This window comes from Sulfitobacter geojensis (assembly GCF_000622325.1).
Lineage (GTDB): Bacteria > Pseudomonadota > Alphaproteobacteria > Rhodobacterales > Rhodobacteraceae > Sulfitobacter > Sulfitobacter geojensis.
On sequence record NZ_JASE01000002.1, the window covers coordinates 158,551 to 174,043 of the forward strand.

Consider the following 15,493-nt stretch of genomic DNA (forward strand, 5'->3'; position numbering starts at 1 on the left):
ATCTGGCCCGATGCACGCATTTTGCGCCGGGCCAGACGGGAGGTGTCTTAGAAGATCGACTTGAAGTCGTCGATGTTGCTGGCGTCGTAAACAAACGGATCGGCCATTGCGCCTTCGTTGTTTTCATCAAGCGTCAGCGCGCCCATGCGGCCCATCGGGATTTCCCCGCCGGGGGCCGCCTCTGCGCCATTCTGGCTCAATTCATAGGCCAGCATCGTTGCGGAGTAACCAAGATCAATCGGGTTCCAGATCGCGAAGGACTGCGATGCGCCGGATTCAATAGCGCCGGCCATTTCAGATGGAAGGCCAAGACCCGTGACGTTGACTTCGCCAACTTTGCCCGCGTCGACAACGGCCTGTGCTGCGGCAACGATCCCGACAGATGTGGGCGCAATGATTGCGTCCAGATCAGGATAGGACTGCATTAGGCCAATAGCTTCGCGGTAGGATTTATCCGCCAGATCATCACCATAGACTGTGGCGACAACTTCAATGCCGGGATAGTCGCCCATGACGGCGTTCATTTCTTCCATCCAGATGTTCTGGTTGGTGGATGTCGTCGTGGCAGACAACAGCGCAACTTTGCCGCCGTTCGGCAGGTGGTCTGCGGCCAGTTTGATGATCATGTTACCGATCAGTGGGTTGGACGAGGGGTTCAGGTGCAACTGGCGGCCTTCAGTCGCCACGCCGGAATCCCAGCTGATGACAGTGATGCCGCGCTGCATAGCGCGCTTCAAAACAGGAACCAGAGCATCAGTGTCATTGGACGAGATCGCAATCGCGTCGACCTGCTGCGCGATCAGCGCGTTGATGACTTCGATCTGGCCTTCAGCGGTGGTGTCAGTCGGACCTGTGTAGATAATCTCTACGTTACCCAGCTCTTTGGCGGCTTCCTGTGCGCCTTCGTTGGCGGCCTCAAAGAACCCGATGCCAAGAGCCTTGACGACAAGGGCAATGCGTACGTCGTCTTGTGCGAATGCAGGTGTGCCAAACATTGCGCCGGCCAATGCGACGGATGTTGCTAGTTTCTTAAATATTCTCATGGTTTCCTCCCTGGAGTGGTTGCGTTTGGGGCGGCTAAGAGGCCATCCCGTCTTTCTGCGTGGCCCCAATTGGCACCACGATCAGTGATACATCCGCAGCCTCAAGCATGGCCGCAGTGCGGTCGTCGATGCCTTCGTCGGTGATGATAGTGTCAATGCGCTCAAGCGGGCACAGCACGAGGCTTGAACGGTTTTCGAATTTGGAACTGTCGACCAGCACGATCAGCTCTTCGGCCTGCCCGATGAGCTTTTGCTCTGCCTGAATCAGCAGCGGATCCTGCTCCATCAGGCCAAGCGGCCCGATGCCTTGGGCGCCCATAAACATACGTTTGGCGTAGAAATTGCGCGTCACGTCATTGTCGAAGGGGGACAGGATGATGTTCTGTTCACGGTAGATGATCCCGCCAGACAACATCACAGTGTTCTGCGTGTTTTTCAGAAGATGCTCCGCAATCGGGAACGAGTTGGTGAATACCTGCACGCGACGCGACGCCAAAGGGTGCACCATCTGAAAAGTCGTTGTGCCACCGTTGATGATGATTGGCTCTCCATCATCGCACATCTCTACGGCGGCGGCAGCAATCGCCTGCTTTTCCGCGATGTTCATTGTTTCGTTTACAGAAAACGGGCGTCCGGCTAGCCCGACGAAGGGCTTGGATGTAATAGCCTCGGCACCACCCCGCACACGGCGCAAGCGCTTCTGATCATCCAGAGTATGGATGTCACGGCGTATCGTTGCCTCGGATGCGCCGGTGAGGGAACACAGATCAATCACTGTCACCAGAGAGCGATCTTGAACGGCGGAGAGGATAACGCGGTGGCGGTCTTTCTCGTGCATTGGGTGGTCCTTTCGTTGGGCCAAGTTGGAGTAAGTTGCGACGTTGTGTCAATCATTTATTTTCAATTTCAATCATTCTGCACCGCAGCATGATTGTTTATGATTGAAAATGATTGACTTTACTTTTGCCGGCCGTCAGCTTGAGGCCAACAAATTCAACTTAACCTGCCCTCTACGGAGACACACATGACCGCTTTGAAATCGAATCAACGCCTTGAAAACAAATGGGATGCGACCGCAGCCGAGAAGATGAGCGAACCGGAAAAGCTCCTGTATCGCTCCAATCTATTGGGGTCTGATAAGCGAATCACGAACTATGGCGGCGGTAATACCTCTGCGAAGGTGATGCAAAAGGACCCTCTGTCGGGCGACATGGTTGAGGTTCTCTGGGTCAAAGGATCCGGCGGCGATGTTGGCTCTATCAAGATGGACGGGTTTTCCACCCTCTATATGGACAAGCTGAACGCGTTGCGCGGCATTTATCGCGGGGTCGATTTCGAGGATGAGATGGTGGGCTATCTGCCCCATTGCACATTCAACCTGAACCCGCGCGCGGCCTCCATTGATACGCCGCTGCACGCCTATGTGCCGCAAAAACACGTCGATCACATGCACCCTGACGCGATCATCGCAATTGCCGCGGCCAAAGACAGCAGGGCGCTGACGCAACAGATTTTCGGCGACAGCATCGGCTGGTTGCCGTGGAAGAAACCCGGCTACGAATTGGGCCTGTGGCTTTCAGATTTCTGCGAAAAGAACCCCGATGCAAAAGGTGTCGTGCTGGAAAGCCACGGGTTGTTCACTTGGGCGGATGACGCGAAAGACTGCTACGAGCTGACGCTCGAGATCATTCAAAAAGCGATGGACTGGTTTGAGGCAGAGACCGCAGGCAAAGCCGCCTTTGGCGGTGCGGTGCATCAAAGCCTGTCTGTGGACGACCGCCGCGCGACCGCTGCACGACTGATGCCCGCCATTCGCGGGTTTGTATCCGGCCAACAACATATGGTCGGCCATTTCACCGATAGCGACGCAGTGCTGGCATTCGTCAACGCCAAGAATATGGAACGTTTGGCGGCACTGGGCACATCCTGCCCCGACCACTTCTTGCGCACGAAAATCTGCCCGTTGGTGGTGGATTTCGACCCCGCAAAGCCGGATGTGGACGCAACGATCGAGGGTCTTGAAGCGGCGGTTGCCGAATACCGCAAGGGCTATCAGGCCTATTACGACCGCTGCAAAAAGGACGACAGTCCGGCGATCCGCGATCCGAACGCGGTGGTTTACCTGATCCCTGGAGTCGGCATGATCACCTTCGCCAAAGACAAGGCGACGGCGCGGATTTCCGGCGAATTCTACGTCAATGCGATCAACGTGATGCGTGGTGCGGATGCGGTTTCCGAATATCAGGGCCTACCCGAACAAGAGGCCTTTGACATCGAATACTGGCTTCTGGAAGAGGCCAAGTTGCAGCGGATGCCTGCGACGAAATCTATGGCGGGCCGTGTGGCGTTGGTTACTGGCGGGGCTGGCGGCATCGGTGCCGCGACGGCAGAACGCTATCTGCGCGAAGGGGCTTGCGTTATGCTGGCGGATATCGACGACGCAGCTTTGGCCGAAACCTTTGAAGGGCTCAGCGGCAAATACTCTGCCGACGTTGTGCGCACTGTGAATATGAACGTGACGGATGAAACCGCCGTCGCAAACGCCTACAGCTCAATTGCAGCCGAATTCGGCGGTGTGGATATTCTCGTCAGCAATGCGGGCATCGCCAGCTCTGCTCCGATTGAGGAGACTTCGATTGATCTGTGGAACAAGAATATGGCAATCCTGTCGACCGGATATTTCCTTGTAAGCCGCGAGGCGTTCAAACTGTTCAAGGTGCAAGACATGGGCGGCTCTGTCGTTTTCGTCGCATCCAAGAATGGCTTGGCCGCATCGCCCAATGCATCGGCCTATTGCACAGCGAAGGCGAGCGAAATCCACCTTGCCCGTTGCCTGGCCTTAGAAGGTGCGCCGCTGGGTGTCCGCGTCAACGTGGTGAACCCAGATGCTGTGCTGAAAGGCTCCAAGATTTGGCAGGGCGAATGGCTGGATCAACGCGCGGGCACCTATGGCACCGACAAAGACGGGCTTGAGGAAATGTATCGTGAGCGTTCGATGCTGAAACGCTCCGTGCTCCCCGAAGACATCGCAGAGGCTGCTTATTTCCTTGCTTCTGATCTGTCGGCGAAATCCACGGGCAACATCATCAACGTCGACGCAGGCAACAAAGAGGCGTTCACGCGTTAAGCGTGGACGGATCAGGGAGGATCAATCATGAGCTATGAAAGCGCGAAAGCCGCCTTTGCCGATTGGGGCGTGGACACCGAAGCAGCCCTTGCGAAACTGGCGGAAATTCCGATTTCCATGCATTGCTGGCAGGGCGACGATGTTGTCGGCTTTGAAAAGAAATCCGGCAGCTCGGGGGGCGGTATTCAAGCGACGGGCAACCATCCGGGCCGCGCCCGCACTCCGGATGAACTGCGCGCCGATCTTGAGTTTTCCTATGGGTTGATCCCGGGAAATCACCGCCTGAACCTGCATGCCTGTTATCTGGATACGGACCAGAACCCTGACCGCGACGAAATTGAATACAGCCATTTTGCCCCTTGGGTGGATTGGGCGAAAGACCAGAAGCTCGGCCTTGATTTCAACCCGACGTTCTTTGCCCACGAAAAGGCGGACGATAACCTGACGCTCAGCCACCCCGATCAAGGCATCCGTGATTTCTGGATCGAACACGGCAAACGCTCGCGCGATATTGCGGCGCAAATGGGTGCGGCGTTTGGCTCGCCTGTCGTTAATAACGTCTGGGTGCCCGACGGCTATAAAGACACGCCCGTTGATCGCTTTGCTCCGCGCAAACGATTGGAGCAATCGCTTAACGCGATGATGGCGACATCACACGACAAGGCGCGGATGCTCGACGCGGTTGAGAGCAAATTGTTCGGCATCGGTGTTGAGGCCTGCACCGTGGGCAGCCACGAATTTTACATGGGTTACGCGATCCGCAACGAGACCCTGTTGTGCCTCGACATGGGGCACTTCCACCCGACTGAAAACGTGGCTGACAAGCTCAGCTCGGTCGCGTTGTCCGTCGATGAAATCCTACTGCACGTCAGCCGCCCGATGCGGTGGGACAGTGACCACGTTATCCTGCTGGACGATGCGATCCTGCAAATGGCGCAAGAACTGGTCAGCGCCGATCTGCTGGGCCGCACGCACATCGGGCTCGACTTTTTTGATGCCACGATCAGCCGCACAGCGGCGTGGGTGATCGGCACGCGCAACATGCAAAAGGCCTTGCTAAGGGCGCTTTTGGCGCCTTGGGACAGGTTGAAGTCAGCGGAAAACGCGCTTGACTACACAACCCGCCTTGTTGTCACCGAAGAGGTTAAGGACTTGCCCTTTGCAGCCGTCTGGACCGAGTTCTGTGAGCGGATGAATGTTCCAAGCGGCCTTACGCTGGCCTCTGATCTGGACCGCTATCAAGCAAGCGTGTCTGGTCGGGGCTGAAAAAGCGGGCACGGATTTACATCAATTCCGTTCGGCTTTTTCGGGCGTTGCAGGAGGCTGAGAAAATAATCGCGCGCGACATTAATTTTGTCGCGCGCCGCAAATCGCAAGCATTTCTTCAGCAAGGAACTCTGTCAGAACGTCACCAAACGCTCTGCAACAATTTGAATGTTTCTGTGATGGCAGGGTTATCCTTTTGGCGCTCCAAGGTGATGAAACATAAGCAAGCAGGCACCGATACAGAATTGCAAACCGCAAGACCAAAGGACTGTTTCTGGTGAAGCGCAATGGACTCACGGCAAAGGCTTAGTCCGATACCGGACCGCACCATCTCGAGCATCGAGGCCTCTTGGTCAACGCGCGCGACGACGCCCAGACGATCAACGGGGTTCGTGTAGACCTTGGAAAGCAGGCGATAGTGGACAGAGCGTTCAGGCGTTCCGATCCAAGGGAGTTTTGCAAGTTCGGGCCAAGCTGCGGTCTCGATCCGTTTTTGCCAGCCAGCCGGCCCGATCACGCGATAGCTGAAATCGGCGAGCTTGATCGCATGTACGGGATCTTCGCTGTCCAATCCCATCGGCGTCAAATCGTCTGGCCCGCACAAATAGAACCCCGCATCAATCTGTCCCCGTTTCAGCCATGTCAACACATCGCCGCTGACGCCGTGGGTTAATTCGGTTTGAATGCCCGGATGTTCCGAGCGCATACGCGCTAGAATCCGACCAAGACGGATGAACTCTGGGTCTACGATCGTTCCGATCTTGAGTTTGCCGCTGATGTGGCCAGATCTCTTTCGGGCGCTCCGCTGAAAGTCACTCACCGCGTCTAGAACCCGTTCGGCCTTGGGCAGTATAGCGGCGCCGTCGTTGCTGATCTGGAGACCGGTGGGTGTTCTGTTGAACAGGGTGATTCCCGTCTCTTCGCCAAGCCGCTTTAGCTGGTGGCTGATGGCAGGCTGGGTCAGGTTCAACACCTCGGCGGCGCGCGAAACGCTTCCTTCTCGCGCGACAGTCACAAAGGCCAGTATGGTGTTAATATTTGAAAAACGGTCCATATTAAAATTTCTAATATTGCACTGTGCGATTTGTCATTAGGTTTTTTCGACGCCTTCCTACACTGATCGACGAAGTTCGCGCTCTGGGAGGGATCGTGGCCGCAATGTCGAGTTGATGCGTGCAGCGCATAACACGGCTTATCGCCCACACATCCGTGTTCGACACTGAAACGATTGATGGGGATTGGCCGATGTCTAATGGTTTAAACGGGTTTGACTATATCGTAATCGGTGGCGGGTCTGCGGGCTGTCTTATGGCAAACCGCCTCAGCGCCGATCCGGCCAACACCGTCCTGTTGCTTGAGGCTGGCAAGCCAGACACCTATCCCTGGATTCACATCCCCGTCGGCTATCTTTATTGCATCGGCAATCCGCGCGCCGACTGGATGTACAAGACAGAGCCAGACAAAGGCCTGAACGGGCGCAGCCTTCTTTATCCACGCGGCAAGACGCTTGGAGGCTGCTCCTCGATCAACGGGATGATCTACATGCGCGGTCAGGCGCGTGATTATGACAACTGGGCGAAACTGACAGGCGAGAATGCGTGGAATTGGGAAAACTCGCTCGTCGATTTCAAGGCGCATGAAAATCACTACAAACTGGATGACGGCGCTGATCCTGTCACGGGTGACAACAGCCGATTTTCAGATATGCACGGGCACGGCGGCGAATGGCGGATCGAAAAGCAGCGCCTTCAGTGGGACGTGCTAGACAGCTTTTCTGATGCAGCCGCGCAGACGGGTGTCGAGAAAACCGAAGATTTCAATAGTGGCGATAACGCGGGTGTTGGCTACTTTGACGTCAATCAGCGTTCGGGTTGGCGCTGGAACACGTCCAAGGCATTTCTAAGGTCCGCAAAAAGGCGCGAAAACCTGACGATCTGGACCGAAGCGCAGGTTGAAAAGCTGAACTTTGAAAAAGATGGTGACGGCGCGTTGCGCTGTATTGGCGCCAAGGTCCACCGTGCGGGCACGCCCGTAGACGTCACGGCGCGCAAAGAAGTTGTTCTCTCTGCCGGGGCGGTCAATTCGCCGCAAATCCTACAGCTGTCCGGAATCGGGCCTGCCGCTTTGCTAAAGGAACACGGCATCGACGTGGTGATGGATCAGCCGTTCGTTGGCGAAAACTTGCAGGACCATTTGCAAATCCGCGCCGTTTTCAAAGTTAAGGGCACCGCCACTATGAACACGCTGGCGAACTCCTTGGCTGGCAAGGCCAAGATCGGTCTGCAGTATCTGTTCAAACGCTCCGGTCCGATGAGTATGTCACCTAGCCAGCTGGGCGCCTTTACCCGATCTGATCCAAGCCGCACGCACGCCAACCTTGAATATCACGTGCAGCCTTTGAGCCTCGAAGCATTTGGAGAAGACCTGCACGATTTTCCAGCCATGACAGTCAGCGTGTGCAACCTGAATCCCACGAGCCGCGGCCATGTGCGGATTGCAACGGGAGATTTTCGCGATGCGCCCAAGATATCGCCGAACTATCTAAACACCGAGGACGACCGCAAAGTCGCCGCAGATAGCCTGCGGCAAGTTCGTGAAATCATGTCGCAGCCGGCGATGGAGCCTTATGTGCCCGAGGAATACAAACCCGGTGTTCAGTATCAAAGTGATGAAGATCTGGCCCGTCTCGCGGGGGACATCGCCAGCACCATTTTTCACCCTGTCGGCACCGTCAAAATGGGCCGGGATGATGACCCAAGCGCCGTTCTGGACCCGCATCTACGCGTTAAGGGCGTCGCTGGTCTGCGCGTGGTGGATGCCTCGGTCATGCCCGAGATTACCAGCGGCAACACAAACTCGCCCACGATCATGATTGCCGAGAAAGCCGCCGGCTGGATGCTGGCGGGGGAATAACCAGATAACCCGAAAAACTTGACGTCTAACAGGAGGTCATATGCGTAACTCATTTTCAAACTTGCCACTTATGGGCGTGAAAGTCGTTGATTTTGGACAATATATTGCCGGCCCCGCCGTCGCGATGTTGCTAGGGGATTTGGGGGCTACGGTCGTTCATATCGACCCTCCCGATGGTCCTATGTGGGACAATCCGGCCAATGCCACGCTCAACAGAAACAAGGTCATCGTGAACCTTGATCTAAAGTCTGATGAGGGGCTTGAGAAGGCACGCGCGCTTTGCGATGAGGCTGATATCATCGTCGAGAACTTTCGCCCCGGCAAAATGGCCAAGCTTGGTTTTGATTTTGCCGCCATGCGCGAAGACCGCCCCGAGCTGATCACGATTTCGGTCCCGGGCTTTGCCTCAAACGATGCCGAACGCCGTGAACTTCGCGCCTATGAAAGCATCGTTTCGGCCAGTTCGGGTGTGTTTACCGATATGGGGCTGAACCGTGTTTTGATGGGGTTGAACCCGTCGTTCTCTCCGCTACCGCTCGCCTCGGCCTATGCCTCCCAGATTGCGGCCTCTGCCACAGTTCTGGCGCTGCAATCACGCCAGATCACGGGGCTGGGCGACCAGATCGAAGTGCCGCTGGCCGCCGCCGTCATGGAAGGGCTGTGTTATAATTCGATCCACGTTGACGGGATGCCCGAACGCTACCTGACCCAACGCGAGACCGAAATCGTACGCCGCCGCATCGAAGGCCTGCCGATGAACGTCAGCTTTGAGGAGCTGCAAGAATTGATGGACCCGTTCTTTCGCAGCTATATGTGCAAGGACGGGCGCGGGTTCTATGTGGTTTGCCCCAGCCACAAAAACCACGCACGGCGCTGCCTTGAAGTGCTGGGCATCTACGATGAACTTGTCGAAGACGGCCTGACATCGGAGGAAGACACCTACAAGCCGTGGTCCGAATGGGAGAGCAAGACCTCGCTCGGCGTTTACCCGATGCCCAAGGATTGGGCCGACAAGATTTCGGCACGGATGAAAGAGGTCTTCATGACGCGGACCTCGCACGAGTGGAAAAAGATGTTCGGACGGGGCTTGATCCCCGGTGCGCCGCAACGTTGGCTGCAAGAATGGATCCACGACGAATATGCCGAAGCATCCGGATTGATGATTGATGTGCATGATCCCGTTTATGGCGAAATGACTCAACCCGGGCCTGTCGTCTGGATGGAGGAAAGCGGCGAGGAAGCGCTGAAACCGATGCCGCGCCGTTGGGTGGAATTCGATGAAGCCCTGAAAATCCTGAAGAAACATCGGACCGAAATTCCCGATGAAACCGAAGCTCAGAACCAAGAGGCTTGGTTGACTGGCGTAAAGATTTTGGACCTGTGTAATGTGATCGCGGGGCCGCACTCGGCCAGTTATCTGGCGCGCTTTGGGGCCGAGGTGATCAAGCTTGAGCCAGCCGATCCCATGTATGACAGCTGGAACACCGTCATCTACGGCATGTCGCAAATGCGCGGGAAACGTTCCATCCTTGCAGACATCACTTCGCGCCACGGCCGTCAGGTGTTTGAAGACCTTGTAAAATATGTGGACGTGATTGTCTGGAACGCGCCTGATAACCAGATCGCAAAGATGGGACTGGACGCAGGCAATCTGCGCAAGCTCAACCCTGACGCATTGTTCTGCAAACTGGATTGCTTTAGCGGCGTACGGCGCGGGGCGCGTACCGATTATATTGGCTATGACGATCTTGTGCAGGCCACCACGGGTATCATGCTGCGCTTCGGCGGCGGGATGGATCGCCCCGAAGAGCACGCCCATGTTGGCACCATTGATGTCATGTGCGGGTTTGGCGGGGCCTTGGGCGTGGCGGCGGCGCTCTATCAGAAGTACCGCTTTGGCCGCATCGGACGCGGGCGTACCTCGCTATCTTCCAACAGCGGGCTGTTACAGGTGCCGTTTGCTTTTGATTTCAAAGGGCGCGACCTGTTTGATGAACCCTCGGGCCCGGAAGCCAGTGGATATGACGCGCTGACACGTTTCTACAGCACCGCCTCGCGCCACATCCTGCTGAGCGCCTATGAACATGACCTGCCGCTATTTCGCAACGTCGAGGGCCTAGAGGACCTGCCAGATCTGCCCGAAGTAGATCGCGCACCCTTTCTGGCCACTGTTTTTCTCGCCCAGCCCGCCGAGGAATGGGTCGCGCGATTGCAAGCCGCCGACATTGGTGCCGTGGTGTGTGAAAACCTTGATTCCTTGCGCGCCATGAACTTGCGCGAGGCCGATGGAAAAGCCGGAACAGAAAACGGCAGCTATTCGTTTTCCTACTACCCCGACCACCCGAGCGGGCACGAGGTCATCCAGCTGGACCCTTATGCTGTGCGCTCTGTGCGTGGCGAAATCACAGCCGTAACGCCTGCCGAGAAATTCGGAGCCTCGACCCGCGCGATCCTGCGGCAGTTGGGCTACGTCGATACTGCCATTGAGGCAATGATTGAATCCGGAAATCTGAGCGAGTCTTGGAGCGAGGAGTATTTGCCAAGTTAACCACGTGGTGGGCATGCCTCGACTGGGTGGAGGTCCAAGACCAACACCCGCCACATTCGCGCCAGACAAGCAGCATTGACCGCGTCGCAATTGCGTGTGGAACAACCAACTGCGTCTGGCCTTCATCAGCCATTTAGGAGGAGACATGGCCAATAAACCCCCATTGATGGACTTACCCATCCAAACCGCCGATCGCGGTTTCTATGCTGGTTTCAGCAAAGACGTTGCGATCACATCCAAGATCCTGATCGCGGCGCTAATCGTCTGGGCCATTGCCGTGCCCGAAACGGCCGCGACAATCCTTGGCGATCTGAATGGGTCCCTTCTTGGGACCTTCTCGAGCTGGTATATCTACGTGGTCGCCCTTTTTCTGATCGTTTGTGTTGTTCTGGCGCTGATCCCAAGGACGGGCCGTTTGAAGCTTGGCCTTGAGAGTGACACGCCGGAATTTTCCAATTTCTCATGGTTCTCGATGATGTTCGGGGCCGGGATCGGGATTGGTATGCTAACGTTCGCGACCGCCGAACCGATGTACCATTTCGCAACGAACCCAAATGTCATCATGGGCGAGAGCGGTGCGTCCGCCGCTGACAACGTCAACAATGCCTACCTCTGGTCCTTTTTGCACTGGGGCTTTTCGGCATGGGCGTGTTACGCGATTGTCGGGCTGTCCCTGGCCTATTTTTCGTATCGCCGCAATCTGCCTCTTACGATCCGCTCTGCGCTGACCCCACTCTTTGGAGAGAGCCTGTCCGGCATCCTTGGCCATATCGTTGACGTTGTGGCTGTTGTCGCGACCATTCTGGGCGTGGCGCAGACGCTTGGTTTCGGGGTGGAACAATTCGTCTCGGGCCTTAACCGTATTGGTTTCGGCGATTGGCTCATCGTTGCAGAAACCGGCAAACCATCAACAGCAGGCGTTATCACCGCACTGTTGGTGATCATGGGCGCGTCCACATTGTCGGCGCTGTCTGGCGTTGGCAAAGGCATCAAGTGGCTCTCCAACATCAACATGGGGCTGAGCTTCTTTCTGCTGGCTTTCTTCCTGCTCTTTGGCTCAACGTTCTTCGGGTTGAGCGCTCTTGTCGAAGGCCTCGTCACTTACATTATCCAGTTGCCAAAACTTCTGTTTACGGTGTGGACCTCTGACGGGGTTGACGGCAGCGAAGCCGCACAGCTTGCAAGCTGGCAAGGCGGCTGGTCCGTCTTTTATTGGGCATGGTGGATTGCATTTGCGCCATTCGTGGGTGTCTTTCTTGCGCGCATCTCGCGCGGGCGTTCGGTTCGGGAATACATCCTGGGCGCAATTATCATTCCCTCGGTCATGTGTTTTGTCTGGTTTACGATCGTAGGCGGAACCGCAATCGATCTGACCCTTAACGGCGGGGCAGGCGATGCGATTTCCGGAGCAGGTCAACAGAACCAGTTGTTTGCGATGCTCGACTTTGTCCTCCGGTCTGGGCTGGCATGGGGCATGGCTGTGATTGTCGTGGTGCTGTTGCTCACATATCTTGTGACAACAGCGGATTCAGCGATCCTGATCGTGAACACCATCAACGCCGCGGGCGCAGAAAAGCCATCCGGTCGGCCGCACATCATCTTTTGGGGTGTTGCGTTGTCGTTGGTCGTTGGTGGCTTGCTCATCGCGGGGGGCGTGGGCGCGATCCAGTCCGCTATGGTCATTGGTGCCTTGCCGTTTTCGCTTGTGATGGTTCTGATGTGCGCTTCGCTCGTCAAAGCGATTGTTAAGGACGGGATGCGCGAGAAGAATGGCGTGCAGACGGTTCATGAAGTCGAATAGGTAAGGAAAGGGGGCCATGCGCCCCCTTTTTTGAGCACCCGACGCCGAAAAAGCAAAAGAGGCCGAACCCCAAGTGCTTTCCTTACATAAACACTCAGTCGCAAACAGGTCCTTATTCTAACCTGTTTTAGTTGTCTACATTTCGGGTTTACACAGCTTTCGTTGATTTCGAATTAGCCTGCCCAATTCTGTTTGTCAGGCAAAGCTGAACTCCGATCAATGGGAGGCGGTTCGATTGGCAAAAGTCTGTTTTTTTCCAACCGTTGAAAGGATGCAACGAGGCCATACCAAACCTATGGACATCTTGCGGCATGCGATCGCGGCATGAAAGGTTCCGCACGTGCAAAAATCCCTCTGCTGCGAAGCGGCGGGGACACCGGTTGTTCGTGCTTGGCGCAGTGAATATCAAACGACCAAGATCAAATCGCGGACCAATCTGCCGTTCGTCGCGCCAGCTTGGTCATCGCTGCAGCGGCTGGACAACCGAAACTCACTGCGAAAACAGCCTACAATACCGAATTAGTTGTAAGCAGACGGAGTGGATACCCTGATACAAAAATAGGCGGTAATATATGGTCTTGTCGCGTGCCTGCAGTAGTTGCGCGCCCGAAGGAGGCATTGGAGATCAAGACGAAAGGGTGAGGTCTCAGCGACCTAAGTAGGGTTTCATGCTTCCGGATTGGTATCGTTGGGCCATGTCCGAAAGCGGAATGGACGAGATTTTTGACGCCATTCCGGCGCAACCAAACCGCTCAAACCGGTCGAAACAGACCGCCGACATAGCGTCCACACCCGGTGCTAAATACTTGCGGGGATTGAATTGCCCCTTGTCCTCGGCAAACACCGTACGGATCGCACCGGTGAGGGCCATGCGCAGGTCGGTGTCGATGTTCACCTTGCGCACCCCATACTTGATGCCCAGCTCTATCTCTTCCAAGGGCACGCCCCAAGTTGGGGCGATTTCACCGCCATGTTCGTTGATGATGTCCTGCAGTTCTTGCGGAACAGAGGAGGAGCCGTGCATCACAAGGTGCGTGTCCGGCAGTTTGGCGTGGATCGACTTGAGCGCGTCCATGGCGAGGATATCGCCGTCCGGTTTGCGAGTGAACTTGTAGGCTCCGTGGCTGCTTCCGATGGCGATGGCGAGGGCGTCGACCTCGGTGCGCCGAACAAATTCCGCAGCTTCATCTGCATCCGTCACGAGCTGGTCCCGACTCAATTCCCCATCAAATCCATGACCGTCTTCCGCCTCACCCCTGCCGGTTTCCAGAGAGCCGAGATGCCCGATCTCGCCCTCTACCGAAGCACCGACAAGGTGGGCCATTTCGCTGACCTTTGCTGTAACGTTCGCGTTGTATTCGAAGTCCGAAGGCGTGGTGCCATCCTCAGTCAAGGACCCGTCCATCATGACCGAGGAAAAGCCGTTCACAAGTGCCGAAAGGCAAGTTTGCGGAGAATTTCCATGGTCCTGGTGCATGCAGATCGGCAAATGCGGATACATCTCAATCGCTGCACGAATAAGGTGTGCGAGAACGATGTCGTTGGCGAATGCCCGCGCCCCACGGCTGGCCTGCATGATGACTGGGCTGTTCGCTTTGTCGGCCGCTTTCATGATGGCTAGCATCTGTTCCATATTATTGACGTTAAACGCCGGGAGGCCGTAGTCATGCTCGGCGGCGTGATCAAGAAGTTGGCGAAGGGAAATCAGTGGCATTTCAAGCGCTCCATTGTGGCGCAATGCACCAGGAAAATTGAAGATAGCGGCTCAGGGGACTGTGTTTAGCTCTCGCGGTGATATCGCTCCAGAACGGCTACTTCCTCTTTCGAGCCAAGGATCACGGGAACACGTTGATGATGCGAGTTTGGTTGCACATCCAGAATGCGTTCGGTACCCGTAGACGCGGAACCAGCTGCCTGTTCGACAATCAACGCCATCGGGTTGGCCTTGTACATCAAGCGTAGCTCGCCGCCGTCAGCGTTATTGCCCGCGTCACGCGGATAGAGGAACACGCCACCGCGGATCAGGATCCGGTGGACTTCAGCAACCATCGAAGCAGTCCAGCGCATGTTGAAGGTCTTTTCACGTGGGCCGTCTTTGCCTCGGATGCATTCGTCAAAATAGCGCTTCACCGGTTGATCCCAGAGTGTGTAACGAGAGGCGTTGCTTGCAAATTCGCCCGTGGCCTTGGGGATCGTCATATCGGGGAAGGTCAAGCGGAATTCACCGGTGCCCTGTTGATGCGTAAAACCATGCACGCCATTGCCGGTCGTGATGACGAGAGCGGTCGAAGGGCCATAGACCGAATAACCGGCACCGATCTGCTCAGCGCCCACGCGCAGCACGGACCGGTCGTCAGTGGCATCAATAGCTGTGGGCAGTTGCGAGATCGAAAAGATGGATCCGACGGAAAGGTTAACATCGAGGTTTGAAGACCCATCAAGCGGGTCGAAATAAACGAGGTAATCCCCGGCTTCAGGCTTGTCTTTCAGCCAAGTAAACCTCGTCGACCTCTTCCGAAACCAGCGCAGCAACGCGCCCGCAATTCGAACAGTGTCGGACAAAGACATCGTTGGCGATCACATCGAGCTGCTTTTGCGTCTCCCCCAGAACATTGGTCGACGTCGTAGCTCCCAGCCTGCCAGCGAACGCTCCGCCGCGAATTTGGTGAGAGATGATCCGACAAGAAGTCGCAATGTCTTCGAGAAGGAAGATCAGATCCTTGTCCAGTTTGCGCTGACTTCGTTGGGACAACAGAAATTCGCGAAGGGTGATTTGATCAGCGCTCATGGCACAG

The 15,493-nt window shown here is 56.1% G+C and carries 11 protein-coding genes; 5 read left to right on the forward strand and 6 right to left on the reverse strand.

Annotated elements, in window-relative coordinates; genetic code table 11:
• Window positions 1–47: 47 nt before the first annotated feature.
• Both rhaS and Z947_RS0101205 read right to left on the reverse strand, forming a co-directional pair.
• A complete protein-coding gene (gene rhaS / locus Z947_RS0101200) occupies window positions 48–1,043 on the reverse strand; it encodes a rhamnose ABC transporter substrate-binding protein (RefSeq protein WP_025042484.1) in 996 nt (331 codons plus the stop codon).
• Between the two features lie 34 nt (window positions 1,044–1,077).
• Window positions 1,078–1,881: a DeoR/GlpR family DNA-binding transcription regulator gene (locus Z947_RS0101205; protein ID WP_025042485.1), complete on the reverse strand. Its 804-nt coding sequence runs from the start codon at window positions 1,879–1,881 to the stop codon at window positions 1,078–1,080.
• Window positions 1,882–2,067: 186 nt separating this feature from the next.
• On the opposite strand from Z947_RS0101205, the gene Z947_RS0101210 reads away from it, so the two are divergent.
• Together Z947_RS0101210 and Z947_RS0101215 are read left to right on the forward strand one after the other, a co-directional pair.
• Complete coding sequence (locus tag Z947_RS0101210; RefSeq protein ID WP_025042486.1) at window positions 2,068–4,170, forward strand: bifunctional rhamnulose-1-phosphate aldolase/short-chain dehydrogenase; 2,103 nt, start codon at window positions 2,068–2,070, stop codon at window positions 4,168–4,170.
• A 27-nt stretch (window positions 4,171–4,197) separates the two neighbouring features.
• Window positions 4,198–5,436, forward strand: a complete 1,239-nt coding sequence (locus Z947_RS0101215; RefSeq protein WP_025042487.1) for an L-rhamnose isomerase — start codon at window positions 4,198–4,200, stop codon at window positions 5,434–5,436.
• Window positions 5,437–5,578: 142 nt separating this feature from the next.
• On the opposite strand, the gene Z947_RS0101220 is transcribed toward Z947_RS0101215, so the two are convergent.
• Entirely contained in the window at window positions 5,579–6,490 is a 912-nt protein-coding gene (locus Z947_RS0101220; protein WP_025042488.1) for a LysR family transcriptional regulator, read from the reverse strand.
• A gap of 191 nt (window positions 6,491–6,681) precedes the next feature.
• Here Z947_RS0101220 and Z947_RS0101225 point away from each other — a divergent pair, with 191 nt between their 5' ends.
• The 3 genes from Z947_RS0101225 (at window position 6,682) to Z947_RS0101235 (ending at window position 12,698) form a co-directional block, all read left to right on the forward strand.
• Window positions 6,682–8,349 carry a GMC family oxidoreductase gene (locus tag Z947_RS0101225; RefSeq protein ID WP_025042489.1) on the forward strand — a complete coding sequence of 556 codons (1,668 nt, stop codon included), beginning with the start codon at window positions 6,682–6,684 and terminating at the stop codon, window positions 8,347–8,349.
• Between the two features lie 40 nt (window positions 8,350–8,389).
• The gene (locus Z947_RS0101230; RefSeq protein WP_025042490.1) at window positions 8,390–10,897 is read left to right on the forward strand and encodes a CoA transferase; all 2,508 of its coding nucleotides are present in this window, start codon (window positions 8,390–8,392) and stop codon (window positions 10,895–10,897) included.
• A gap of 145 nt (window positions 10,898–11,042) precedes the next feature.
• Window positions 11,043–12,698, forward strand: a complete 1,656-nt coding sequence (locus Z947_RS0101235) for a BCCT family transporter (protein ID WP_025042491.1) — start codon at window positions 11,043–11,045, stop codon at window positions 12,696–12,698.
• A gap of 646 nt (window positions 12,699–13,344) precedes the next feature.
• Here the strand turns inward: Z947_RS0101235 and fba are convergent.
• From fba to Z947_RS22300, 3 genes are all read right to left on the reverse strand, one after another.
• Window positions 13,345–14,412, reverse strand: coding sequence for a class II fructose-bisphosphate aldolase (gene fba / locus Z947_RS0101240; RefSeq protein ID WP_025042492.1), 1,068 nt, complete (start codon window positions 14,410–14,412; stop codon window positions 13,345–13,347).
• A gap of 65 nt (window positions 14,413–14,477) precedes the next feature.
• Window positions 14,478–15,266, reverse strand: coding sequence for a class 1 fructose-bisphosphatase (locus Z947_RS20685; protein ID WP_240477491.1), 789 nt, complete (start codon window positions 15,264–15,266; stop codon window positions 14,478–14,480).
• A complete protein-coding gene (locus tag Z947_RS22300; RefSeq protein ID WP_240477492.1) occupies window positions 15,172–15,486 on the reverse strand; it encodes an FIG domain-containing protein in 315 nt (104 codons plus the stop codon). Before Z947_RS22300 ends, Z947_RS20685 begins: the two co-directional genes overlap by 95 nt.
• Between the last annotated feature and the right edge of the window lie 7 nt (window positions 15,487–15,493).

Excerpts from the sequence above, each read along its gene's own strand:
- Z947_RS22300 (WP_240477492.1), bottom strand. The coding sequence starts at position 15,486 with ATGAGCGCTGATCAAATCACCCTTCGCGAATTTCTGTTGTCCCAACGA.
- Z947_RS0101220 (WP_025042488.1), bottom strand. The coding sequence starts at position 6,490 with ATGGACCGTTTTTCAAATATTAACACCATACTGGCCTTTGTGACTGTC.
- Z947_RS0101210 (WP_025042486.1), top strand. The coding sequence starts at position 2,068 with ATGACCGCTTTGAAATCGAATCAACGCCTTGAAAACAAATGGGATGCG.
- Z947_RS0101235 (WP_025042491.1), top strand. The coding sequence starts at position 11,043 with ATGGCCAATAAACCCCCATTGATGGACTTACCCATCCAAACCGCCGAT.
- rhaS (WP_025042484.1), bottom strand. The coding sequence starts at position 1,043 with ATGAGAATATTTAAGAAACTAGCAACATCCGTCGCATTGGCCGGCGCA.
- Z947_RS0101225 (WP_025042489.1), top strand. The coding sequence starts at position 6,682 with ATGTCTAATGGTTTAAACGGGTTTGACTATATCGTAATCGGTGGCGGG.
- Z947_RS0101230 (WP_025042490.1), top strand. The coding sequence starts at position 8,390 with ATGCGTAACTCATTTTCAAACTTGCCACTTATGGGCGTGAAAGTCGTT.
- fba (WP_025042492.1), bottom strand. The coding sequence starts at position 14,412 with ATGCCACTGATTTCCCTTCGCCAACTTCTTGATCACGCCGCCGAGCAT.
- Z947_RS0101205 (WP_025042485.1), bottom strand. The coding sequence starts at position 1,881 with ATGCACGAGAAAGACCGCCACCGCGTTATCCTCTCCGCCGTTCAAGAT.
- Z947_RS20685 (WP_240477491.1), bottom strand. The coding sequence starts at position 15,266 with ATGTCTTTGTCCGACACTGTTCGAATTGCGGGCGCGTTGCTGCGCTGG.
- Z947_RS0101215 (WP_025042487.1), top strand. The coding sequence starts at position 4,198 with ATGAGCTATGAAAGCGCGAAAGCCGCCTTTGCCGATTGGGGCGTGGAC.